This window comes from Pseudomonas protegens CHA0 (genome assembly GCF_000397205.1).
Classification (GTDB): domain Bacteria; phylum Pseudomonadota; class Gammaproteobacteria; order Pseudomonadales; family Pseudomonadaceae; genus Aquipseudomonas; species Aquipseudomonas protegens.
Window position 1 is genome coordinate 444,166 of record NC_021237.1, and the last position, 21,935, is coordinate 466,100.

Genomic DNA, 21,935 nt, shown 5'->3' on the forward strand with positions numbered 1-21,935 from the left:
CTATAATCCGCGCCCCCCTTTTTCGGCTGGCCCAGCGCGCGCTGTTTTCATGAAACTAATCGTTAAAGTTTTCCCGGAAATCACCATCAAGAGCCGCCCGGTTCGGACGCGTTTCATCCGTCAGTTGGCGAAGAACATCCGTGCCGTGCTCCGCGACCTGGACCCGGCCGTGGTGGTCAATGGTGTGTGGGACAACCTCGAGCTGGAAACCGCCGTCAGCGAGCCCAAGGCCCTGAAGGACATGACCGAGCGCCTGAGCTGCATGCCCGGCATCGCGCATTTCCTGCAGGTCGACGAGTACCCTCTGGGCGACTTCGACGACATCGTCGCCAAGTGCAAGCAGCACTTTGGCGAAGCCCTCCCGGGGAAGGTTTTTGCCGTGCGCTGCAAGCGTGCCGGCAAGCATGAATTCAGCTCCATGGACGTGGAAAAATACGTCGGCAGCCAACTGCGTCGGCAGTGCGGCGCCGCCGGAATTTCCCTGAAAGAGCCTGAAATCGAAGTGCGGATGGAAATTCGCGACCAACGGTTGTTCGTGATCCACAGCCAGCACAACGGCATCGGCGGCTACCCGCTGGGCGCCCTGGAACAGACCCTGGTGCTGATGTCCGGCGGTTTCGATTCCACGGTGGCGGCCTACCAGATCATGCGCCGCGGCCTGATGGGGCATTTCTGCTTCTTCAACCTGGGCGGGCGTGCCCATGAACTGGGCGTGATGGAAGTCGCGCACTATATATGGAAGAAGTACGGCAGCTCCCAGCGCGTGCTGTTCGTCAGCGTGCCGTTCGAGGAAGTGCTCGGGGAAATCCTCGGCAAAGTCGACAACAGTCATATGGGCGTCATTTTGAAGCGTATGATGTTGCGTGCCGCGTCGAGCATCGCCGACCGCCTGCACATCGATGCGCTGGTGACCGGCGAGGCGATTTCCCAGGTGTCCAGCCAGACCCTGCCGAACCTGTCGGTGATCGACTGCGTGACCGAGAAACTGGTACTGCGCCCCCTGATCGCCAGCCACAAGCAGGACATCATCGACCTGGCCGTGGAGATCGGCACCGCCGACTTCGCCAAGCACATGCCGGAGTACTGCGGGGTCATCTCGGTGAACCCCAAGACCCATGCCAAGCGCCATCGCGTCGAGCATGAAGAGAAAGAATTCGATATGGCGGTGCTCGAGCGTGCGATCGAGCGGGCCAAACTGGTGCCGATCGATCGAGTGATCGACGAGTTGGGCCAGGATGTGCAGATTGAAGAAGTCAGTGAAGCGCTGGCCGGTCAGATCGTCATCGACATCCGTCACCCGGATGCCGAGGAAGATGACCCGCTGCAGCTGCCTGGCGTCGAAGTAAAAGCGCTGCCGTTCTATGCATTGAACGCCCGCTTCAAGGAACTGGACCCTACGCGCCAGTACCTGCTGTATTGCGACAAAGGCGTCATGAGTCGCCTGCATGCTCACCATCTGCTCAGTGAGGGGCATGCCAATGTGCGCGTTTATAGACCGAGCTAAGTGCCCGGGGATGTTCGCCTGTGGCTTGCGTCACCGGCCCCCCGACGCCGCCGTCCAGCTGTAACGGCCAGGCCTGAATCTATTGTTAATCGCTGCCAGCATTTGTCAGCACACCGAATCCTCTGATCGAGATACACAAGTGATCGAAAATCTACGCAACATCGCCATCATTGCCCACGTTGACCATGGTAAAACCACCCTGGTAGACAAACTCCTGCGTCAATCCGGCACCCTGGAGCGCAACGAGCTCAACGACGAGCGCGTGATGGACTCCAACGACCAGGAAAAAGAGCGCGGCATTACCATCCTGGCGAAAAACACCGCCATCAACTGGAACGGCTACCACATCAACATCGTGGACACCCCGGGCCACGCCGACTTCGGCGGCGAAGTTGAGCGCGTAATGTCCATGGTCGACTCCGTGCTGCTGCTGGTCGACGCTCAAGACGGCCCTATGCCGCAAACCCGTTTCGTGACCAAGAAGGCTTTCGAAGCCGGCCTGCGTCCAATCGTGGTGATCAACAAGGTCGACCGTCCGGGCGCGCGTCCTGACTGGGTTCTGGACCAGATCTTCGACCTGTTCGACAACCTGGGCGCCACCGAAGAACAGCTGGACTTCAAAGTCGTCTACGCCTCGGCCCTGAACGGCATTGCCGGTCTGGACCACACCGAAATGGCCGAAGACATGACCCCGCTGTACCAGTCGATCGTCGACAACGTACCTGCGCCGGCTGTTGACCGTGACGGTCCGTTCCAGATGCAGATCTCCGCACTGGACTACAACAGCTTCCTGGGTGTGATCGGCGTTGGCCGTATCGCTCGTGGTCGGGTCAAGCCGAACACTCCAGTCGTGGCTATCGACGCCACTGGCAAGAAGCGTAACGGTCGTATCCTCAAGCTGATGGGTCACCACGGTCTGCACCGTGTGGACGTTGAAGAAGCGGCTGCAGGCGACATCGTGTGCATCAGCGGTATGGACTCGCTGTTCATCTCCGACACCCTGTGCCACCCGGACACCGTCGAGGCGATGAAGCCTCTGACCGTTGACGAGCCAACCGTTTCCATGACCTTCCAGGTCAACGACTCGCCATTCTGCGGTAAAGAAGGCAAGTTCGTGACGTCCCGTAACATCAAGGAACGTCTGGACAAAGAGCTGCTGTACAACGTTGCTCTGCGCGTTGAAGAAGGCGACTCGGCCGACAAGTTCAAGGTTTCCGGCCGTGGTGAGCTGCACCTCTCGGTACTGATCGAAACCATGCGTCGCGAAGGCTTCGAAATGGCTGTAGGCCGTCCAGAAGTGATCATCCGTCTGGTTGACGGCGTGAAGCACGAACCGTTCGAAAACGTCACCATCGACCTGCCGGAAGAATCCCAGGGCAAGGTGATGGAAGAGATGGGCCTGCGTAAGGGCGACCTGACCAACATGGTGCCGGATGGCAAGGGCCGTGTACGTCTGGAATACAACATCCCTGCTCGCGGTCTGATCGGTTTCCGTAACCAGTTCCTGACCCTGACCAACGGTGCTGGCATCCTGACCTCGATCTTCGATCGTTACGACGTGATGAAGTCCGGCGACATGTCCGGCCGTCAGAACGGCGTTCTGGTTTCGGTTGAAACCGGCAAGGCACTGACCTACTCCCTGGAAACCCTGCAGGCGCGTGGCAAGCTGTTCGTTGAACACGGTCAGGAAATCTACAACGGTCAGATCGTTGGTCTGAACAGCCGTGACAACGACCTGGGTGTGAACCCAACCAAAGGCAAGAAGCTCGACAACATGCGTGCTTCGGGCAAGGACGAAACCATCGCCCTGGTTCCACCTGTTCGCTTCACCCTGGAACAGGCTCTGGAATTCATCCAGGACGACGAGCTGTGCGAAGTGACGCCTAAGTCCATCCGTCTTCGCAAGAAGATCCTGGACGAAAGCGAGCGTACTCGCGCTGCCAAGAAAGCCAAGAACTGAGTCTTTAGTTCCGGCTGAATGAAAACGCCCCCGGCCTTGCGGCCGGGGGCGTTTTTTTTGATCTGTGAAAAAGCTCGGGTCCTGTCGCCACTGCCGAGCCTGCGAGGCTGCGCTCGACCGCGTAGCGGTCGTAAAGCGGTGTATCTGAAACTCTGCAGTAGCCTGTACTGCGGCGGCTTTGCAGCCGTTCGCAGCCTCGCCAAGGCTCGGCTGCGGCTACAGGGCGGCAGGGTTACATGGGGAACGGGGTTGCAGGCGCAGGCCGGGGCTCAGAAGCGTTCCAGGGTCCGGCTGCTGGTATTGGTCGGGCGCACCTGGGGCTTGGGCTTGTAAGCGCAGTAACCCGGGCGCGGGCCGATCTTCGGATGGTTGCGGCAGGTGTCCGGGCGCTTGTCATAAATGGTGCACAGGCGGCTTTTACGATCCAGATACAGGCAGTCGTTGTTGCTCATGCGCTGCAGGGTGAAGATTTCCGACTTCTGGTTGTAGCGCTCGACGATGCCTTCCTTCTGCAGGCGCTTGGCGATGTTCTTCGCCGGCTCGCCGCGTTCGAATTCATCGACGATGCCGATGCGGATCAGGTCCTTGATCTTCACTTCCACCGGCAGTGTGCAGCAGCTGGACATGCAGGAGCCGCACATGGGGGCGGTGTACTTGGCCCAGGTATCGAGACGATCGATTTCCGCGGCGGCGATCAGGTTGGACTTCATCAAGGTCATTTCCGGCAGGTGTTCCAGGGCGCGCGATCATACCGGGACTGGTGGATTTTTGAACGACTTTAGGTCGGATTTTTCTTCATGTGGCGCCGAACAATACCTGGCGGCACGGCAACTGCATCCTTTTCTCCCGCTGGCGCAGAAGACTCCCTGTTTAGCCGAGCCATTTGAAATAGCGCCGAACCAGAGCCTTCGCCTCGTGTCAGACCGACTAGGCTCAGACAATTCCATGCTCACTGTGTATCTCGTCAGAGGTCGTATCGATGACTCAGGAACCCCTTGTTCGCGACGCTGAGGTGGCCGCTTTTCGCGAAGCCGTCTTGACCAAACTCACCTACGCGGTAGGCAAAGACCCGGATCACGCCTTCGACCACGACTGGTTCGAAGCCATTGCCCTGGCCGCGCGGGACCACATGGTCGACCACTGGATGGATCACACGCGGCAGATCTACCGCAAGGGCCAGAAGCGGGTGTACTACCTGTCCCTGGAGTTCCTTATCGGCCGCCTGCTGTTCGACAGCCTGAGCAACCTCGGGCTGCTGGAGGTGGCCCGCGAGGCCCTCACCGACCTGGGGGTGGACCTGGAGCGCATTCGCCTGCTGGAGCCCGATGCGGCTTTGGGCAACGGTGGCCTGGGGCGCCTGGCGGCGTGCTTCATGGAAAGCATGTCGACCCTGGGCATCGCCGGCCACGGCTACGGCATCCGCTACGAACACGGCCTGTTCCGCCAGGCCATCGTCGATGGCTGGCAGCAGGAGCAGACCGAGCACTGGCTGGATTTCGGCAACCCCTGGGAGTTCGAGCGCCCCGAGGTGATCTACTCCATCGGCTTTGGCGGCAGTGTCGACACCGTGACCGACGAGGCGGGCAACACCCGGCAGGTCTGGTGGCCGGCGGAAACGGTGCGCGCGGTGGCCTACGACACCCCGGTGGTGGGCTGGCGCGGGGCCAGCGTCAACACCTTGCGCCTGTGGCGGGCACGGGCCATGGAAGACCTGCATCTGGAGCGCTTCAATGCCGGTGACCACCTGGGCGCGGTAGCCGAAGTGGCCCGGGCCGAGAGCATTTCCCGGGTGCTGTACCCGGCCGACAGCACCGAGGCCGGCCAGGAGCTGCGCCTGCGCCAGGAATATTTCTTCGTCTCGGCGTCGCTGCAGGACCTGCTGCGCCGCCACAAGAACATGCACGACTCGGTGCTCAGCCTCGGCGAGCACGCGGCGATCCAGCTCAATGACACCCACCCGTCGATCGCCGTGGCCGAGCTGATGCGCCAACTGGTCGACCTGCACGGCATCGCCTGGGACGCGGCGTGGCAGATCACCGTGGAAACCCTCTCCTACACCAACCACACCTTGCTGCCCGAAGCCCTGGAAACCTGGCCGGTGGGCCTGATGGAGCGCATGCTGCCGCGGCACATGCAGATCATCTACCTGATCAACGCCCAGCACATCGACTCGCTGCGGGCCAAGGGCCTGCACGATTTCGACGTGCTGCGGGCGGTGTCGCTGATCGAGGAAGACAACGGCCGCCGGGTGCGCATGGGCAACCTGGCGTTTCTCGGCTCCCACAGCGTCAACGGCGTGTCCGGGCTGCACACCCAGTTGATGCGCAGCACGGTGTTCTCCGAGCTGCACAAGCTGTACCCCGAGCGCATCAACAACAAGACCAACGGCATCACCTTCCGCCGCTGGCTGTACCAGGCCAACCCGCAACTCACTGAAATGCTGGTGGAGGCCCTGGGCCCCGAGCTGCTGGACAGCCCCGAGGAACTGCTCAGGGGGCTTGAACCTTTTGCCGAGAACCCGGTCTTTCGCAAACAGTTCGCCGAGCAGCGCCTGCACAGCAAGCGCGCCCTCGCGGCGATCATCCATGAGCGCCTGGGAATCGCGATCAACCCGGCGGCAATGTTCGATGTGCAGGTCAAGCGCATCCACGAATACAAGCGCCAGTTGCTCAACCTGTTGCACACCGTGGCGTTGTACCAGGCGATCCGCGCCGAGCCGGAAACCGACTGGGTGCCGCGGGTGAAGATCTTCGCCGGCAAGGCTGCCGCCAGCTATCACCAGGCCAAGCTGATCATCAAGCTGACCAACGACATCGCCCGTACGGTGAACAATGACCCCACGGTGCGCGGTTTGCTCAAGGTGGTGTTCTTGCCCAACTACAACGTCAGCCTGGCGGAAAGCATCATTCCTGCCGCCGACCTGTCGGAGCAGATCTCCACCGCCGGGTTCGAGGCCTCGGGCACCAGCAACATGAAGTTCGGCCTCAATGGCGCGTTGACCATCGGCACCCTGGACGGCGCCAACGTGGAAATGTGCGAGCAGGTCGGCGCCGAGCACATGTTCATCTTCGGCCTAAGTGCCCAGCAGGTGGAGGCGCGCAAACGCAATGGCGAGTTCAGCGCGGTGCCGGACATCGCCGCCTCCCATCGGCTGAACGACGTGCTGCAGGCGATTCGCGGCGGGGTGTTCTCCCCGGACGATCCGTCGCGCTATACCGCGCTGATCGATTCGCTGATCGATTACGACCGGTTCCTGGTCTGCGCCGATTTCGACGCTTACTGGAACGCCCAGGCTCGGGTCGAGGAGCGCTGGCACGACTCCAAGGAATGGTGGCGTTCGGCGGTGCTCAACACTGCGCGCATGGGCTGGTTCTCTTCGGACCGGACCATCCGTGAATATGCTACGGAGATCTGGAAGGCCCTGGAATGAGGCCCCTGAGAAAATTCTAGAAGTGTGTACAAGGCCCAGCGTTTGTTGGGCCTTGCCGATATACTGGGCAGCGTTTTGCCTCCCCGGCGGTGTCTTTTGTCTGGTGTCCGGCTTCCAAGCGGGGAGGGGCCTTTACCGGTTTACCGGCGCGGGCACCCATACGGTTGCACCCGTCCGTCAATGGACTGCTTAGGGATATCGACACATGCAATGGATATTCATGCTGCTGGGAGGGGGACTGGGCTGGCTCCTTGACGAGTCCTTCAGCGACGCCCTGATTGGCGCGGTCTCGGGCTTGGCCATCGGCCTGGCGATTCGTTCCGACGCCTTGCATCGACAAGTTGTCGACCAGCATCGTGAGCTGGAGAAGGCAAAGAAGGCCCTCGCTACCCTGGGCCAGCGCCTTGCCCTGCTGGAAAGCACCGGCGGCCCCGCTGCCGAACCCGCCTCAGAACCCCAGGCCAGCGCCCCGCTGGCCGAGGCAGGCAGCGGCATGAGCGCCGCGCCGGAACTTGCAGACCTTCCCGAATTCATTCTTGAGGAAGTCCAGCCCGTGGAGCCGGCGCCGGCTGCCCCCGAGCTGGTCTGGGAGTTGCCCGCGGCAGCGAGCCCTGCCGCCTCCGTGGAGGCCAGCCAGCCGGTGCCGGAGTCGGTATGGCAACCCCAGCCCCAGGCGCCGGCCCGTGAGTCCGTAGCTGCGCCTCGGGAACCCAACCTGATCGAGCGCGCCCTGAGCGGCGCGCGCAACTGGCTGTTTGGCGGCAACACTGTGCTGCGGGTCGGCGTGGTGCTGTTGTTCCTAGGCCTGGCTTTCCTTCTGCGCTACGCCACCGAAGGCATGGTGGTGCCGCTGGAGCTGCGCTACGCCGGGGTTGCGGCCTGCTCCCTGGGCCTGCTGGGCCTGGGCTGGTGGTTGCGGCGGCGCAACAGCAACTACGCCCTGATGCTCCAGGGCACCGGTATCGCCGTGCTGTACCTGACGGTGTTCGCGGCGATGCGCCTGCATCCGTTGCTCGACCCTTCCGCGGCCCTTGGCCTGTTGGTGGCGGTCACGGTGTTTTCGGCGATCCTGGCCATTACCCAGGACGCCCTCAGTCTGGCGGCCGCTGCAGCCCTGGGCGGCTTTGCCGCACCGATCCTGACGTCCACCGGCGCCGGCAGCCATGTGGCACTGTTCAGTTACTTCGCCCTGCTCAATGCCGGCATCCTGGCCATTGCCTGGTTCAAGGCCTGGCGCCTGCTGAACCTGATCGGCTTTGTCGGCACCTTCGGTATCGGCTTTGCCTGGGGCCTGCGCTCCTACACGCCGGAGCTGCTGTGGAGCACCGAGCCCTTCCTGATCCTGTTCTTTGTCATGTACCTGGCCATCGGCCTGCTGTTCACCCGGCGCAAGCTGCTGGAAATGCCCGACGCACCGGCGGATGACAGCCGCCAGGCGCTGCTGCACTGGTCTGCGCGCAAGGGTGACTACGTCGACGGCAGCATGCTCTTCGGCCCGCCCCTGGTGGGCTTCGGCCTGCAACTGGCGCTGGTCCAGCACCTGGAGTTCGCAGCTTCCTTCAGTGCCCTGGCCCTGGGCCTGACCTACATAGTCCTGGCCCGGCTACTGATGGGCGGCCGCGCCCTGTTGCTGGGTGAAACCTGCCTGGCCCTGGGCGTGATCTTCGCCAGCCTGGCGATCCCTCTAGGCCTGGATGCGCGGTGGACCTGCGCCGCCTGGGCCGTGGAAGGGGCGGGAATCTTCTGGCTCGGCCTGCGCCAGCAACGGCCGCTGGCCCGGGCGTTCGCCCTGCTGCTGCAACTGGGGTCGGCCCTGGCCTTCCTCAGTAAGCTGCAGCCTGGCGCTACCAGCCTGCTGGATGGCGCGCCGCTGGGGGCGTTGCTGCTGGGCGTCGCGCTGCTGTTCAGCTTCGACCAGTTGCGGCGGGCGCAGAAGACCCAGGTAGCGAGCTGGGAGCAGGGCATTGCGCCGATCCTGGCGGTGGCCGGGCTGGCTTTCCTGTACCTGCTGGCGCCGTTGTTCCTGTTCACCCAGGGCACCGCCATCAGCTGGGCCGTGGCGGGGTTGGCGACGCTGTTTGTCGGCCTGCGCCTGCAATCGCGGACGTTCCTGTTCACCGCCTTCGCCGTGCAGCTGTTGGGCGGTGCGCTGTTCCTGATGCGCCTGCAAGGTGCGGACGGCGATGCCGGTGCGGTGTTCAACGCCGGCTGGAGCGGGCTGATGAGCGCTTCGCTGATTGGCCTGGCGCTGATCGGCGGCATGCTCATGGCAGCCCGCAATGACATGGTACGCAGTGATCCGCGGCTGCTGCGGGGCTTGTCCCTGGTACTGCTGGCCGGCCTGATGATGATCAACCTGGCGGTGCTGTTCGTCCTGCCCTGGAGCACGGCCAGTGGCGTCTGGGCCGCCAGTGGCCTGCTGATCATCTGGCTCAGCCTGTATCTGCAGCAGCGGGCCAGCTTTGTCTTCGGTCTGGTGCTCCAGGTGATTGGCGGCAGCACTTTCCTGCTGGCCGGTTCGGGTTGGTATTTCGTCGCGGCGGACGCTGCGCGGCCTCTGGCCAATGGCGATTTCTGGACGCCGATGGTCCTGGCCCTGGCGGCCCTGGTGGGCGCTTGGCGCCTGCAGCGGAGCAACCATGGTTCGGCCTTCGATACCTTGAGCCTGGGCCATCTGTCCGATCTGTTGCTGGCCTGGGGCGCCTGCTGGTGGGCCTTTACCTGGCTCAAGGAAGTGCTGCGCTTCGCCCCGGCCCATTGGCAGGCCAGCCTGCTGTTGCTGATCAGCGCGGCTAGCGTGTTGCTCTGGGCGCTGCTGGCGGTACGTTTGAAATGGTCGTCCCTGGGCCTGTTGTGCAGCCTGTTGATACCGGCCGCGGGTCTGGTGCTCCTGGCTTCCTGGGCTCCGCGCTATCACCCGGCGGCGGATTTCGGCTGGCTGGCCTGGACCCTGTTGTTCGCCGTGCACTTCTTCAGCCAGCGGCGCCTGGCGTCGCAGCTGCCGGCACGGGTGGCGAGCATCGCCCATGTGCTGGGCTGCTGGTTGCTGATCGGCGTGCTGGCGCTGGAGCTGCGTTATGGCCTGCTGCTGTTGTCCGAGCAGTACAACGCCTGGCGCTGGCTGGGCTGGGCGATCCTGCCGAGCCTGTACCTGGTGGCGATGGCCGCGCCGCGCGCCTGGCCGTGGCCGGTTTCTGCCCACTCCCGCGAGTACCGCCTGTATGCCGCGCTGCCCCTGGCGGTGCTGATGCTCGGCTGGTTCTGGCTGGCGAATATCTTCAGCGATGGCCGGGCCGAACCACTGCCTTACCTGCCGCTGCTCAACCCGCTGGAACTGGGGCTGCTGTTCGCGCTGTTCGGCGTCTATGTCTGGTCGCGCAGCGCGGTGCGGGAACTGGCGATCCGTGTCGACTACGCCGAGCGTGCCACGCAACTGGTGGCGGGGCTGTCGCTGTTCGCCTTCTTCACCGTGCTGGTGATGCGGGCGGCCCACCATTGGAGCGGCGTGCCGTTCCAGGCGGATGCGTTGCTGGAATCGATGATGGTCCAGGCCGGGCTGTCCATCGTCTGGACCCTGATTGCCCTGAGCCTGATGATCGGCGGCCACCTGCGTCATCGCCGTGAAGTCTGGCTGATCGGCGCAGTGCTGATTGCCGTGGTGGTGGCCAAGCTGTTCCTGGTGGAGTTGAGCAACCGTGGCGGGCTGGCGCGGATCGTCTCGTTCATCGGGGTGGGAGTATTGCTGCTGGTGGTGGGCTATTTCGCCCCATTGCCGCCCAAGCGCGCCGAGGCGCAAGCCGAGCCCGGCAAACCGTTGAATGAAGGAGTGTCATCGTGAGTGTGAAGCTGAGCCTGGGCTGGTTGGGGGCTGTGGGCCTGTGTGTGGCGTTGTCCGCCGTGGCCCAGGACAAACCGGGGGACTTCAAGTCCCTGGCACCCCTGAGCCTGAGCGGCGAGGGGCCCTGGTATCGCCTGGAATTGCCGTTGGCGGTGCAACTGCACGCCAGCCAGACCGACCTGCGGGATATCCGTGTGTTCAACGCTGCCGGTGAGCCCCAGGCCTATGCCCTGGCGCGCCAGCAGGCGCAGACCACCGAGCAGCACACGCTCAGCGATGTGAAGTGGTTCCCGTTGTACAGCTCGGCAGATGCCGCCGACAGCACCCCCAGCGTGCGGGTGCAATCCACCAGCAATGGCACGCTGGTGGAGGTTCAGCCCTCCACTCAACTGGAGGCCGGCGAGGAGGTCCTGCGTGGCTGGTTGCTGGATGCCAGCGCAATCAAGGCTCCGTTGCAGCAACTGGTGCTGGACTGGACCAGCGAACGCGACGGCTTCCAGCGGTTCAGCATCGAAGCCAGCGACGACCTGCAACACTGGCAGCCCTGGGGCGAAGGCCAGGTGGCGCGCCTGTCGTTCGCCGACGAGCGGGTCGAACAGCATGAAGTGGCCTTGCCCGGGCAGACGGCGCGCTACCTGCGCCTGTTATGGAACGCCCCGCAAACGGCGCCGGTGCTGACTTCGGCGCAATTGCAAAGCAGTACCACCAGCAGCCTGCCCTCGCCGCTGGTGTGGTCGCAGCCCCTGAAGGGCAGCAGTGCCAAGGCCGGCGAGTACACCTGGCAGCTGCCTATGGGTTTGAACCTGGAACGGGTGCGCATTGCCCTGACCCAGGCCAACAGCCTGGCTCCGGCCACGCTTTATGGGCGCCGAGAAAGCAGCCTGCCGTGGCAGCCCCTGGGCAATGGCCTGCTGTACCGCCTGACCCAGAATGGCCAGGACGTGCAGCAGAACGAACTGCAACTGCCGGGGCAGACCGTGCAGCAACTCAGGCTGGTGGTGGATGAGCGTGGTGGCGGCCTGGGCGCCGAGGCCCCGAGCCTGGAGTTCGCCGTGCGTGGCACCCAACTGGTGTTCCTGGCTCGGGGAGCCGGCCCTTACACCCTGGCCCTGGGCAACCCCACCGCGAGCGCGGCCAACCTGCCGCTGGCGACCCTGATCCCCGACTACAGTGCGCAACGCCTCAAGCAGTTGGGCCAGGCCAAGGTCGAGGGTGCGGCGCAGCTGGCCTCGGCCACTGTCGCTCCTGCCGCTGCCGTGGCGGCAGGCGGGCCGGACTGGAAGAAGATCGGCCTGTGGGCCGTATTGCTTCTCGGGGTGCTGGCCCTGGCCGGCATGGCCTTCAGCATGTTGCGCAAACCCGCGGCCTGAGGCGGGCAGGTGTGGCGAGGGACCAAGCTCCCTCGCCACCAAGGTCCATCGTGCCCGGGGTTTTTGACTACGCTGAAACCGGCGCCTGAACTCTAACTGGCGGTTCCCTGTCTGAGAGGAGGAAATGCGCCTCGACTCGCGTTAAACTGCGCGGGTTTTTAGCCCCCCATTCCTCCGGAGCCTTCCATGTCCCGCGTTACCCTGAGTCGCTATTTGATTGAGCAGACCCGCAGCAACAACACTCCTGCCGATCTGCGCTTCCTGATCGAAGTGGTGGCGCGTGCTTGCAAGGAGATCAGCCACGCCGTTTCCAAGGGCGCCCTGGGCGGTGTCCTGGGCAGCATGGGCACGGAAAACGTGCAGGGCGAAGTGCAGAAGAAGCTCGACGTGATCTCCAACGAGATCCTGCTCGAAGCCAACGAATGGGGCGGCCACCTGGCCGGCATGGCGTCCGAGGAAATGGACAATGCCTACCAGATCCCGGGCAAGTACCCCAAAGGCGCCTACCTGCTGGTATTCGACCCGCTGGACGGCTCCTCGAACATCGATATCAACGCACCGGTCGGCACCATTTTCTCGGTACTGCGCTGCCCGAACGAGTACCTGAGCCAGAACGAAGCCCTGAATGAAAAGGCCTTCCTGCAGCCGGGCACCCAGCAGGTCGCTGCCGGTTACGCCATCTACGGCCCGCAGACCATGCTGGTGCTGACCCTGGGCGACGGCGTCAAAGGCTTCACCCTGGACCGCGAAATGGGCAGCTTCGTCCTGACCCACGAAGACATCAAGATTCCGGAGTCCACCCAGGAATTCGCCATCAACATGTCCAACGAGCGTCACTGGGAAGCCCCGGTCAAGCGCTACGTGGAAGAACTGCTGGCGGGCGACACCGGCCCGCTGAAAAAGAACTACAACATGCGCTGGGTCGCGGCGATGGTGGCTGACGTGCACCGTATCCTGACCCGGGGCGGTCTGTTCATGTACCCACGTGACAGCCGCGAGCCGGAAAAACCGGGCAAGCTGCGCCTGATGTACGAAGCCAACCCGATGTCGTTCCTGGTGGAACAGGCCGGCGGCGCGTCCACCGATGGTCACAAGCGCATTCTCGACATTCAGCCTGAAGGCCTGCACCAGCGTGTGGCGGTGTTCCTCGGCTCGAAGGAAGAAGTGGCCCGCGTGACCGGCTACCACAAGGAATAAATCATGAGCGCGCCCTGGCAGCCTCTGCTTGATTGGTGGTTCGGTTCAGCCGAAAAGCCGGCGGAGATTGTCGCTGCCAAGGGCCGGTTGTGGTTCGGCAAGCGCGACAGCCAGGACCTCGAAGCGCGTCAGCGTTTCGCCGGCCTGGTGGAGCAGGCCCTGGCTGGCGGTTTGACCGAATGGGCGCAAAGCCCCCAAGGTTGGCTGGCCATGGTGCTGTTGCTCGACCAACTGCCACGGATGATCTATCGCGACACTCCCAAGGCATTTGCCGGCGACCTGCGTGCCCAGGCACTGGTGGCCCAGGGTATCGCCGCGGATTTTGACCGGCGCCTGCCGGCCATGCAGCGCTGCTTCATCTACCTGGTGTTCGAGCACTGCGAAAACCTGGCGGTGCAGAACGAGAGCGTTTCACGCTTTACCGCCCTGCACGATGAACAGCCAGCGGACGAGCGTGCAGTGTTTGCCGACAACCTGGACTACGCCGAACGGCACCAGAAAGTCATTGCCCGCTTTGGGCGCTTCCCCCATCGCAATGCCATCCTGGGCCGCGAATCCACGGCCGAGGAACTGGCTTTCCTGCGCGAGCCCGGTTCGCGTTTTTAAGAGCGCTTTCGCCGGCAAGCCGGCGAAGCTGTTCCTTTAAATACGGAAACTGCCCACCAGATGCTGCAGGCGCTTGGCCTGCTGCTCCAGGTCGGCGCAGGCGCGCAAGGTGGCCTGGAGGTTTTCCACGCCTTCCTGGTTGAGGGTGTTGATCTCGGTGATGTCGACGTTGATCGACTCCACCACGGCGGTCTGCTCCTCGGTGGCGGTGGCCACCGACTGGTTCATGCCGTCGATCTCGCCGATGCGCTGGGTCACGCTGCCCAGGCGCTCGCCGGCCTGGTTGGCAATGCCCACGCTGTTCTCGCTCTCGCGCTGGCTTTCGGTCATGGTGCCCACCGCTTCACGGGCGCCTACCTGCAGTTCCTCGATCATCTTCTGCACTTGCTGCGCCGAATCCTGGGTGCGGTGGGCGAGGTTGCGCACCTCGTCCGCTACCACTGCGAAGCCGCGCCCGGCTTCACCGGCGCGGGCGGCTTCGATGGCGGCGTTGAGGGCCAGCAGGTTGGTCTGCTGGGAGATGCTGGTGATCACTTCCAGAATCTGCCCGATGTTCACCGTGCTGCTGTTGAGGGTTTCGATGTTGTCGCAGGAACTGCTGATCTTGGCCGACAGCTGGTGCATCGCGGCGATGGTCTTGTCCACTACCTGCTGGCCGTCTTCCGCCAGGCTGCGGGCGTCGCTGGAGTGCTGCGAGGCCAGGGCTGCGTTCTGGGCGATTTCCTGGGCGGCGGCGCCCAGCTGGTTGATGGCTGCGGCCACGCTGCTGGTGCGCGAGGCCTGCTGGTCGGAGTTGAACATCGACGAATTGGAGGCAGCCACGACCCGCAGGGCCACTTCGTTGACCTGGCCGGTGGCCGAGGACACTTCGCGGATCGAGCTGTGGATGCGTTCGACGAAACGGTTGAACGACACTCCCAGGGTGCCGAATTCGTCGTGGCCGTGGATCACCAGGCGTTTGGTCAGGTCGCCTTCACCTTCGGCGATATCGTGCATGGCCCGGCCCATCAGGTGCAGGGGCTGCATCAGCATGCGGATCAGCATGCCCAGCAGGCTGATGATGATCACCACGGCAATGGCCATGGCGATGATGGCCGAGGTGCGGAACTCGCTGAGCATGGCGAAGGCGGTGTCCTGGTCCAGGACCAGGGCCACGTACCAATCGGCCGAGGGCACGCCATTGACGTGGGTGAAGGAAATGAACTGGGTCTTGCCGCCCTGCTGTACTTCTTTCAGGCCCGGGCTGACGTTCGGCGCTGCGTTGGGGTAGGCCTCGCTCAGGTTCTTGAGCACCAGCTTGCTGTCAGGGTGGATGAGGATCTTGCCCTCGGCACTGACGATGAAGGCATGGCCGTGACCGCCGAAGTTCAGTGAGTTGATGATGGCGCTGACGCTCGACAGGTCGATGTCGGCACCGGCCACACCGATCATCTGGTTCTGGTGCTGTACCGGGGTGGCGACGGTGATCACCAGCTTGCCCGACGAGGCGGCGATGTAGGGTTCGGTGACGATGGTCCGCTGGGCGCCGGTGGCTGCCTTGTACCAGCCGCGGGCACGGGGGTCGTAATCGGCGGCGCGGTTGCCGGCCGGTACCGAGAACATCACGCCGTCCTGGCCCCCGAAGTAGCTGAGCTGGAAGTTGCCGGTGTAGGCGGGCAGGCCGACGCTGCGTTTCAGGCTATCGGCGCCGCTGCCGTCCACGGCGATCTGCTGGGCCAGGGTTTGCAGGAGCTGGATGCGGCTCTCCAGCCAGGTCTGGATGTTGCTGGTGGTCAGGCTGCCCAGTTCCTGCATCGAGGCTTCGGTGCTGCTGCGCAGGGCCTCTCGCTGTCGATAGTCGTTGAACAGAATAAAACAGGCGAACGCAACGGCAACCACAAGGGCGGCGGCGAGCAGGATCTTGTGGCTGAACTTCATATTTCTGGTCATTAAATGAACTACCGCGAGGGGCTGGTCAACGAGGGGCGTCAATTTGCCACAGTGGAGGGCTTTGCGCTGCATCTTATGTCGACTGGCCACCACTGAAAATGAGGGGCAGATACACAAAGCCGACGAACTGTCAGGTGCGGCAAAAAGGTCCTTGATTTACGAGGCAATTGCCCGGTTTGCCAGGCAAGAAATACCCGTCTCCCCGGGGAACCAGAAGGGGGTTTTCTCTTCTAAGCTTCTGGTTGGCTGACAGGCCTTCCCCCTTTTGTTCAGGAGTTCACCATGTCCCTGCGTTCTCTCGCTCTGTTGTCGTTCTGCGTGCTGCTGGCCGCGTGCAGCAAGGTCAATCAGGAAAACTATTCCAAGCTGTCGGCGGGTATGCCCAAGGCCGAGGTCGAACAACTCCTGGGCAAGCCGACTGACTGTTCGGGCGCGCTGGGCATGTCCAGCTGCACCTGGGGTGACAAGAACAGCTTTATCAGCGTGCAGTACGCCGGTGACAAGGTTCTGATGTTTTCCGGGCAAGGCCTGAAGTAAAAAAACCGGGGCTTCGGGCCCACGGGAGAAAAATAATGATGCGTTTTGCTGTCACTCTTCTGGTCGGCCTGCTCTTGGCCGGCTGCGCCACGTCCCGGGACGATTCGCTGGCGCCCAAGACCGTCAACCACGTCGATCTCAAGCGTTATCAGGGCACCTGGTACGAGCTGGCGCGGTTGCCCATGTACTTCCAGCGCAACTGTGCGCAATCCGAGGCTCGCTATACCCTGCTGCCGGAGGGCAACGTGGCGGTGCTCAATCGCTGCCTGACGCCGGAATGGAAATGGGAAGAGGCCCGTGGTACGGCCACGCCTCAAGTGCCGGGCAAGACCGACAAGCTGTGGGTGGAGTTCGATAACTGGTTCTCGCGGCTGCTGCCGGGCGCTACCAAGGGCGACTACTGGGTGTTGTACGTCAGTGATGACTACAAGACCGCGATTGTCGGCAACCCGAACCGCCGTTACCTGTGGCTGCTGTCGCGGACCAAGGAGGTCAACGAAACGGTGCGCGAGGAACTGCTGAGCAAGGCTCGCCAGCAGGGGTATGACACCACGCGGCTGATCTGGCGGGTGTCGGACTCGGCCATGGCCAAGACCTCGAAATAAGCTCATCCGCAGGAGCCGGCTGGCCGGCGAAGGCGCTCGTGAGAATGCTTTCGCCGGCCAGCCGGCTCCTACAGGTCGGGGTTAGTTGAGCAGGTCACGCAGGACCTGGGTGAAGGCCCGGCTGCTGTCTTCTTCGGCGGCGTGACGCCCGTCGCGCACGACCCACTGCCCACCCACCATCACATCGCGCACCTGACGGTCGCCGCCGGCGAACAGCCAGCGGTTGAGAATCCCGTCGCCGTCGGCGGTGGCCAGGTAGGGGTCGTTGCCATCCAGCACCAGCCAGTCGGCGCGGGTACCCACGGCCAGGGCGCCAATGCCTTGTCCCAGGGCCTGGGCCCCGCCATCCAGCGCGGCGTCGTACAGGGTCCGGCCGACCATGGGCTGGTCGGCGCGGTACAGGCGGTTGCGGCGCTGGTCCCGCAGGCGCTGGCCGTACTCCAGCCAGCGCAGTTCTTCCACCACGCTCAAGGACACATGGCTGTCGGAGCCGATGCCCAGGCGCCCGCCCTGGGCCAGGAAGTCCACCGCCGGGAAAATACCGTCGCCCAGGTTGGCCTCGGTGGTCAGGCACAGGCCGGCGATGGCCCGGCTTCTGGCCATGAGGCTGACTTCCTCGGGGTTGGCGTGGGTGGCGTGGACCAGGCACCAGCGCTGATCCACCGCGACGTTTTCATACAGCCACTGCAATGGACGCCGGCCGCTCCAGCTCAGGCAGTCGTCGACTTCCTTCTGCTGCTCGGCGATGTGGATATGCACCGGGCAATGGCGATCACTGGCAGCCAGCACTTCGCTGATCTGCTGTGGCGTGACCGCTCGCAACGAGTGAAAGCACAGGCCCAGTTGCTGGTTGGCCTGCTGCGCCAGCAGCGGCTGCAAGTGCTGTTGCAGCTTGAGGTAGTTTTCGGTGCTGTTGATGAAGCGGCGCTGGCCGTCATTCGGTGCCTGGCCACCAAAGCCTGCGTGGCTGTAGAGCACTGGCAGCAGGGTCAGGCCGATACCGCTGCCGGCGGCGGCCTGGCTGATGCGGCGGGACAGTTCGGCGGGGTCGGCGTAGGGCTTGCCGTCGCTGTCGTGATGCACGTAGTGGAATTCAGCTACCGAGGTGTAGCCGGCCTTGAGCATTTCGATATACAGCTGCCGGGCGATGACTTCCAACTGCTCGGGATTGATCTTGCCCACCAGGCGGTACATCAGGTCGCGCCAGGTCCAGAAGCTGTCATTGGGGTTGCCGGCCACTTCCGCCAGCCCGGCCATGGCCCGCTGGAATGCATGGGAGTGCAGGTTGGGCATGCCCGGCAGCAGCGGGCCCTTGAGCCGTTCCGCGCCGTCTGCGCTGGCGTTGGCCTGGATCTGTGTCAGTTGGCCGTTAGCGCTGACTTCAAGGCGTACATGGTTGGCCCAGCCATCAGGCAGCAGTGCACGTTCGGCGAAAAAGGCGGACATGGTTCAAGCACCCTATCGTTTGTTATTTGTATATACATATACAGACGTTTGCCTGCCCGGTAAACTCCGGCAAGCTAGCCACCTTTATCGATCAACAAGGATTTCCTGTGCCGACTCCGCCTGCCAAATCGCCGCTGGCTGCCCACTTGGGCGATAGTCCGGCGCCCTTGTACGCCCGCGTCAAACAGATGATCACCCAGCAGATCGAGAGCGGAAACTGGCCGCCGCACTACCGTGTTCCCTCGGAAAGCGAGCTGGTCAATCAGCTGGGTTTCAGCCGCATGACCATCAACCGCGCGCTGCGCGAGATGACGGCCGAAGGCATGCTGGTGCGGATGCAGGGCGTGGGCACTTTCGTCGCCGAACCCAAGAGCCAGTCCGCCCTGTTCGAAGTGCACAACATTGCCGACGAGATCGCGTCTCGCGGTCATCGCCACACCTGCCAGGTGATCACCCTGGGCGAGGAGGCCGCCGGTTCCGAGCGTGCCCTGGCCCTGGACATGCGTGAAGGGCAGAAGGTCTTCCACTCGCTGATCGTGCATTTCGAGAACGACATCCCGGTGCAGATCGAGGACCGTTTCGTCAACGCCCTGGTGGCGCCGGAGTACCTCAAGCAGGACTTCACCCTGCAGACTCCCTACGCCTATCTGTCCCAGGTCGCGCCCCTGACCGAGGGCGAGCATGTGGTGGAGGCGATTCTCGCCGAAGCCGAAGAATGCCGGCTGCTGCAGATCGAGCGGGGCGAGCCTTGCCTGCTGATTCGCCGTCGCACCTGGTCCGGGCGCCAGCCGGTGACCGCCGCGCGGCTGATCCACCCCGGTTCCCGTCATCGTCTGGAAGGGCGCTTTCACAAATGATCCAGCTCACCCATCTGCGTGCCGCCGACTACCCACGCATGCCCTGGAAAAACGGTGGAGGCAGCACCGAAGAGATTGCCCGGGATACCGGTGACGGCCTGGACGGTTTCGGCTGGCGCCTGTCGATTGCCGATATCGCCGAGTCCGGCGGGTTTTCCAGTTTTGCCGGTTACCAGCGGGTCATCACCGTGCTCCAGGGCGCGGGCATGCAACTGACCATCGATGGCGAGGATGTGCGGCCGCTGTTGCCTCTGGACGCCTTTGCCTTCAGCGGCGCCAGCCAGGTCGATTGCACATTGCTGGAGGGGGCGATCCGCGACTTCAACCTGATCTATTGCCCACAGCGCTACGTCGCCCGTTTGCAGTGGCTCGATGGCCAGCAGCGGTTTTTCACCCAGGCGCACACCTTGTTGTTGTTCAGTGCTGCCGAGCAAGCCTGGGTGGATACCGGTAGCGCACCGGTGCAAGCACTGGGGCGTTATGACTGCCTGCGCCTGGAAGGCAATCGCGGGCTGCTGGAAGTCGCCCTGGACGGGCTGTGCTGCGTGATCGAACTCACCGCCCGCTGATTCATCACGTCTTGCCGCAGGCCGGGATACGGCCTGCGGATGCTGCAAACCTCCTTTCTTTATTCGTGCTTGGTTGCCCTCGGCTTCGTGCGGGGTCCTGCGTGCCTGCGCCGGCGCGCCTGCTGTTTCTTGCGCGCACTCATTTGTTACCGAACGCCCCAGCTCGGCGCAAAAGCCCATCCTGGTAACAGCCGCGCGCGTGGCAAAAAACCTTCGCTGAAAATTTATCTTTGGTTGAAAGCCCCGTTCTACAAGGCCTGCGATGTGTTCGTCAGGTTTATGAGAATGATCTCAAGGGAGTTGGCCGCTTGATTGCATATGCTTGTATGTACAAGTAAATATGTGTGCGTAAGAGTCGATGGAATCCTCTTCGCACCTTGGACTCATCGCCGAGGAGTTTTTCCGTGACCGACAGCAAGCCAACTAAATACCGTAACGTCGAAATCCGTGCTGCACGCGGCAACAAGCTGACCGCCAAGAGCTGGCTGACCGAAGCGCCGCTGCGCATGCTGATGAACAACCTCGACCCGGAAGTTGCCGAGAATCCCAAGGAACTGGTGGTGTACGGCGGCATCGGCCGCGCGGCGCGCAACTGGGAGTGCTACGACAAGATCGTCGAGGCCCTGACCCATCTGAATGACGACGAAACCCTGCTGGTGCAGTCCGGCAAGCCGGTGGGCGTGTTCAAGACCCACAGCAACGCCCCGCGGGTACTGATCGCCAACTCCAACCTGGTGCCGCACTGGGCCAGCTGGGAACACTTCAACGAACTGGATGCCAAGGGCCTGGCCATGTACGGCCAGATGACCGCCGGCAGCTGGATCTACATCGGCAGCCAGGGCATCGTCCAGGGCACCTATGAAACCTTCGTCGAAGCCGGCCGCCAGCATTACGATTCCAACCTCAAGGGCCGTTGGGTGCTGACTGCCGGTCTGGGTGGCATGGGCGGTGCCCAGCCACTGGCCGCGACCCTGGCCGGAGCCTGCTCGCTGAACATCGAGTGCCAGCAGACCAGCATCGACTTCCGCCTCAAGACCCGCTACGTCGACGAGCAGGCCACCGACCTGGACGACGCCCTGGCGCGGATCAAGAAATACACCGCCGAAGGCCGTGCCATCTCCATTGCCCTGTGCGGCAACGCTGCCGAGATCCTGCCGGAACTGGTACGCCGCGGCGTGCGCCCGGACATGGTCACCGACCAGACCAGCGCCCACGACCCGCTGAACGGCTACCTGCCCAAGGGCTGGACCTGGGAGCAGTACCGTGACCGCGCCCAGACCGAGCCGGCGGCGGTGATCAAGGCGGCCAAGCAGTCCATGGCCGTGCACGTCCAAGCCATGCTGGACTTCCAGAAAATGGGGGTTCCGACCTTCGACTACGGCAACAACATCCGCCAGATGGCCCAGGAAGAGGGCGTGGAAAACGCTTTCGACTTCCCCGGCTTCGTCCCGGCCTATATCCGTCCGCTGTTCTGCCGTGGCATCGGCCCGTTCCGCTGGGCGGCGCTGTCCGGCGACCCGCAGGACATCTACAAGACCGACGCCAAGGTCAAGGAACTGATCCCCGACGACGCCCACCTGCACAACTGGCTGGACATGGCGCGCGAGCGCATCAGCTTCCAGGGCTTGCCGGCACGGATCTGCTGGGTTGGCCTGGGCCTGCGCGCCAAGCTCGGCCTGGCCTTCAACGAAATGGTCCGCAGCGGCGAGCTGTCGGCACCGATCGTCATCGGTCGCGACCACCTGGACTCCGGTTCCGTGGCCAGCCCGAACCGTGAAACCGAATCCATGCAGGACGGTTCCGATGCCGTATCCGACTGGCCGCTGCTCAATGCCCTGTTGAACACCGCCAGTGGCGCGACCTGGGTTTCCCTGCACCACGGCGGCGGCGTCGGCATGGGCTTCTCCCAGCATTCGGGGATGGTGATCGTCTGCGACGGCACCGATGAAGCGGCCGAGCGTATTGCCCGGGTGCTGCACAACGACCCGGCCACTGGGGTGATGCGTCACGCCGATGCCGGCTACCAGATCGCCATCGATTGCGCCAAGGAACAGGGCCTGAATCTGCCGATGATCACCGGCAAGTAA

Annotated in this window: 15 protein-coding genes and 1 pseudogene; 12 read left to right on the forward strand and 4 right to left on the reverse strand. The window is 63.4% G+C overall.

Annotated features, from left to right (window positions below; genetic code table 11):
- Positions 1-49: 49 nt before the first annotated feature.
- Positions 50-1,504, forward strand: a complete 1,455-nt coding sequence (thiI, locus tag PFLCHA0_RS01970) for a tRNA uracil 4-sulfurtransferase ThiI (RefSeq protein WP_015633839.1) — start codon at positions 50-52, stop codon at positions 1,502-1,504.
- A 139-nt stretch (positions 1,505-1,643) separates the two neighbouring features.
- Positions 1,644-3,464: a translational GTPase TypA gene (typA, locus tag PFLCHA0_RS01975; RefSeq protein ID WP_041751915.1), complete on the forward strand. Its 1,821-nt coding sequence runs from the start codon at positions 1,644-1,646 to the stop codon at positions 3,462-3,464.
- A gap of 269 nt (positions 3,465-3,733) precedes the next feature.
- Here the strand turns inward: typA and PFLCHA0_RS01980 are convergent, their stop codons facing one another.
- The gene (locus PFLCHA0_RS01980) at positions 3,734-4,174 is read right to left on the reverse strand and encodes a YkgJ family cysteine cluster protein (RefSeq protein WP_026020056.1); all 441 of its coding nucleotides are present in this window, start codon (positions 4,172-4,174) and stop codon (positions 3,734-3,736) included.
- A 269-nt stretch (positions 4,175-4,443) separates the two neighbouring features.
- Between PFLCHA0_RS01980 and PFLCHA0_RS01985 the strand changes: the two genes are divergently transcribed.
- From PFLCHA0_RS01985 to PFLCHA0_RS02005, 5 genes are all read left to right on the forward strand, one after another.
- Entirely contained in the window at positions 4,444-6,894 is a 2,451-nt protein-coding gene (locus PFLCHA0_RS01985) for a glycogen/starch/alpha-glucan phosphorylase (RefSeq protein ID WP_015633841.1), read from the forward strand.
- Positions 6,895-7,099: 205 nt separating this feature from the next.
- Positions 7,100-10,732, forward strand: a complete 3,633-nt coding sequence (locus tag PFLCHA0_RS01990; RefSeq protein WP_015633842.1) for a DUF2339 domain-containing protein — start codon at positions 7,100-7,102, stop codon at positions 10,730-10,732.
- Positions 10,729-12,102, forward strand: coding sequence for a DUF3999 domain-containing protein (locus tag PFLCHA0_RS01995; RefSeq protein WP_015633843.1), 1,374 nt, complete (start codon positions 10,729-10,731; stop codon positions 12,100-12,102). The genes PFLCHA0_RS01990 and PFLCHA0_RS01995 overlap by 4 nt, the downstream gene beginning before the upstream one ends.
- A gap of 186 nt (positions 12,103-12,288) precedes the next feature.
- On the forward strand, positions 12,289-13,299 hold the full coding sequence (locus tag PFLCHA0_RS02000) for a class 1 fructose-bisphosphatase (protein ID WP_011058768.1): 1,011 nt from the start codon (positions 12,289-12,291) through the stop codon (positions 13,297-13,299).
- 3 nt (positions 13,300-13,302) lie between these two features.
- Positions 13,303-13,905, forward strand: coding sequence for a DUF924 family protein (locus PFLCHA0_RS02005; protein ID WP_011058769.1), 603 nt, complete (start codon positions 13,303-13,305; stop codon positions 13,903-13,905).
- A 36-nt stretch (positions 13,906-13,941) separates the two neighbouring features.
- Here the strand turns inward: PFLCHA0_RS02005 and PFLCHA0_RS32180 are convergent, their stop codons facing one another.
- The gene (locus tag PFLCHA0_RS32180) at positions 13,942-14,706 is read right to left on the reverse strand and encodes a methyl-accepting chemotaxis protein (RefSeq protein WP_370059460.1); all 765 of its coding nucleotides are present in this window, start codon (positions 14,704-14,706) and stop codon (positions 13,942-13,944) included.
- 93 nt (positions 14,707-14,799) lie between these two features.
- Positions 14,800-15,906 (reverse strand): annotated as a pseudogene (locus tag PFLCHA0_RS32185) (HAMP domain-containing protein); the annotation flags it as partial.
- Between the two features lie 210 nt (positions 15,907-16,116).
- Here PFLCHA0_RS32185 and PFLCHA0_RS02015 point away from each other — a divergent pair.
- Positions 16,117-16,371, forward strand: coding sequence for a hypothetical protein (locus tag PFLCHA0_RS02015; RefSeq protein WP_011058771.1), 255 nt, complete (start codon positions 16,117-16,119; stop codon positions 16,369-16,371).
- A 35-nt stretch (positions 16,372-16,406) separates the two neighbouring features.
- Positions 16,407-16,976: a lipocalin family protein gene (locus PFLCHA0_RS02020; protein ID WP_011058772.1), complete on the forward strand. Its 570-nt coding sequence runs from the start codon at positions 16,407-16,409 to the stop codon at positions 16,974-16,976.
- Positions 16,977-17,057: 81 nt separating this feature from the next.
- Here the strand turns inward: PFLCHA0_RS02020 and PFLCHA0_RS02025 are convergent, their stop codons facing one another.
- Positions 17,058-18,422, reverse strand: a complete 1,365-nt coding sequence (locus PFLCHA0_RS02025; protein WP_011058773.1) for a formimidoylglutamate deiminase — start codon at positions 18,420-18,422, stop codon at positions 17,058-17,060.
- Positions 18,423-18,529: 107 nt separating this feature from the next.
- On the opposite strand from PFLCHA0_RS02025, the gene hutC reads away from it, so the two are divergent.
- The 3 genes from hutC to hutU all read left to right on the forward strand — a co-directional run bounded on the left by hutC (position 18,530) and on the right by hutU (position 21,935).
- A complete protein-coding gene (gene hutC, locus PFLCHA0_RS02030; RefSeq protein WP_011058774.1) occupies positions 18,530-19,279 on the forward strand; it encodes a histidine utilization repressor in 750 nt (249 codons plus the stop codon).
- Complete coding sequence (locus PFLCHA0_RS02035; RefSeq protein ID WP_011058775.1) at positions 19,276-19,848, forward strand: HutD/Ves family protein; 573 nt, start codon at positions 19,276-19,278, stop codon at positions 19,846-19,848. Before hutC ends, PFLCHA0_RS02035 begins: the two co-directional genes overlap by 4 nt.
- Before the next feature lie 404 nt (positions 19,849-20,252).
- The gene (gene hutU / locus PFLCHA0_RS02040; RefSeq protein ID WP_011058776.1) at positions 20,253-21,935 is read left to right on the forward strand and encodes a urocanate hydratase; all 1,683 of its coding nucleotides are present in this window, start codon (positions 20,253-20,255) and stop codon (positions 21,933-21,935) included.

Bases quoted from the DNA above. Each gene is read 5' to 3' on its own strand.
- PFLCHA0_RS02020 (WP_011058772.1), top strand. From the start codon at position 16,407: ATGATGCGTTTTGCTGTCACTCTTCTGGTCGGCCTGCTCTTGGCCGGC.
- PFLCHA0_RS02035 (WP_011058775.1), top strand. From the start codon at position 19,276: ATGATCCAGCTCACCCATCTGCGTGCCGCCGACTACCCACGCATGCCC.
- PFLCHA0_RS02015 (WP_011058771.1), top strand. From the start codon at position 16,117: ATGTCCCTGCGTTCTCTCGCTCTGTTGTCGTTCTGCGTGCTGCTGGCC.
- PFLCHA0_RS01980 (WP_026020056.1), bottom strand. From the start codon at position 4,174: ATGAAGTCCAACCTGATCGCCGCCGCGGAAATCGATCGTCTCGATACC.
- PFLCHA0_RS02000 (WP_011058768.1), top strand. From the start codon at position 12,289: ATGTCCCGCGTTACCCTGAGTCGCTATTTGATTGAGCAGACCCGCAGC.
- PFLCHA0_RS02005 (WP_011058769.1), top strand. From the start codon at position 13,303: ATGAGCGCGCCCTGGCAGCCTCTGCTTGATTGGTGGTTCGGTTCAGCC.
- thiI (WP_015633839.1), top strand. From the start codon at position 50: ATGAAACTAATCGTTAAAGTTTTCCCGGAAATCACCATCAAGAGCCGC.
- PFLCHA0_RS01990 (WP_015633842.1), top strand. From the start codon at position 7,100: ATGCAATGGATATTCATGCTGCTGGGAGGGGGACTGGGCTGGCTCCTT.
- PFLCHA0_RS32180 (WP_370059460.1), bottom strand. From the start codon at position 14,706: ATGTTCAACTCCGACCAGCAGGCCTCGCGCACCAGCAGCGTGGCCGCA.
- PFLCHA0_RS02025 (WP_011058773.1), bottom strand. From the start codon at position 18,422: ATGTCCGCCTTTTTCGCCGAACGTGCACTGCTGCCTGATGGCTGGGCC.
- PFLCHA0_RS01985 (WP_015633841.1), top strand. From the start codon at position 4,444: ATGACTCAGGAACCCCTTGTTCGCGACGCTGAGGTGGCCGCTTTTCGC.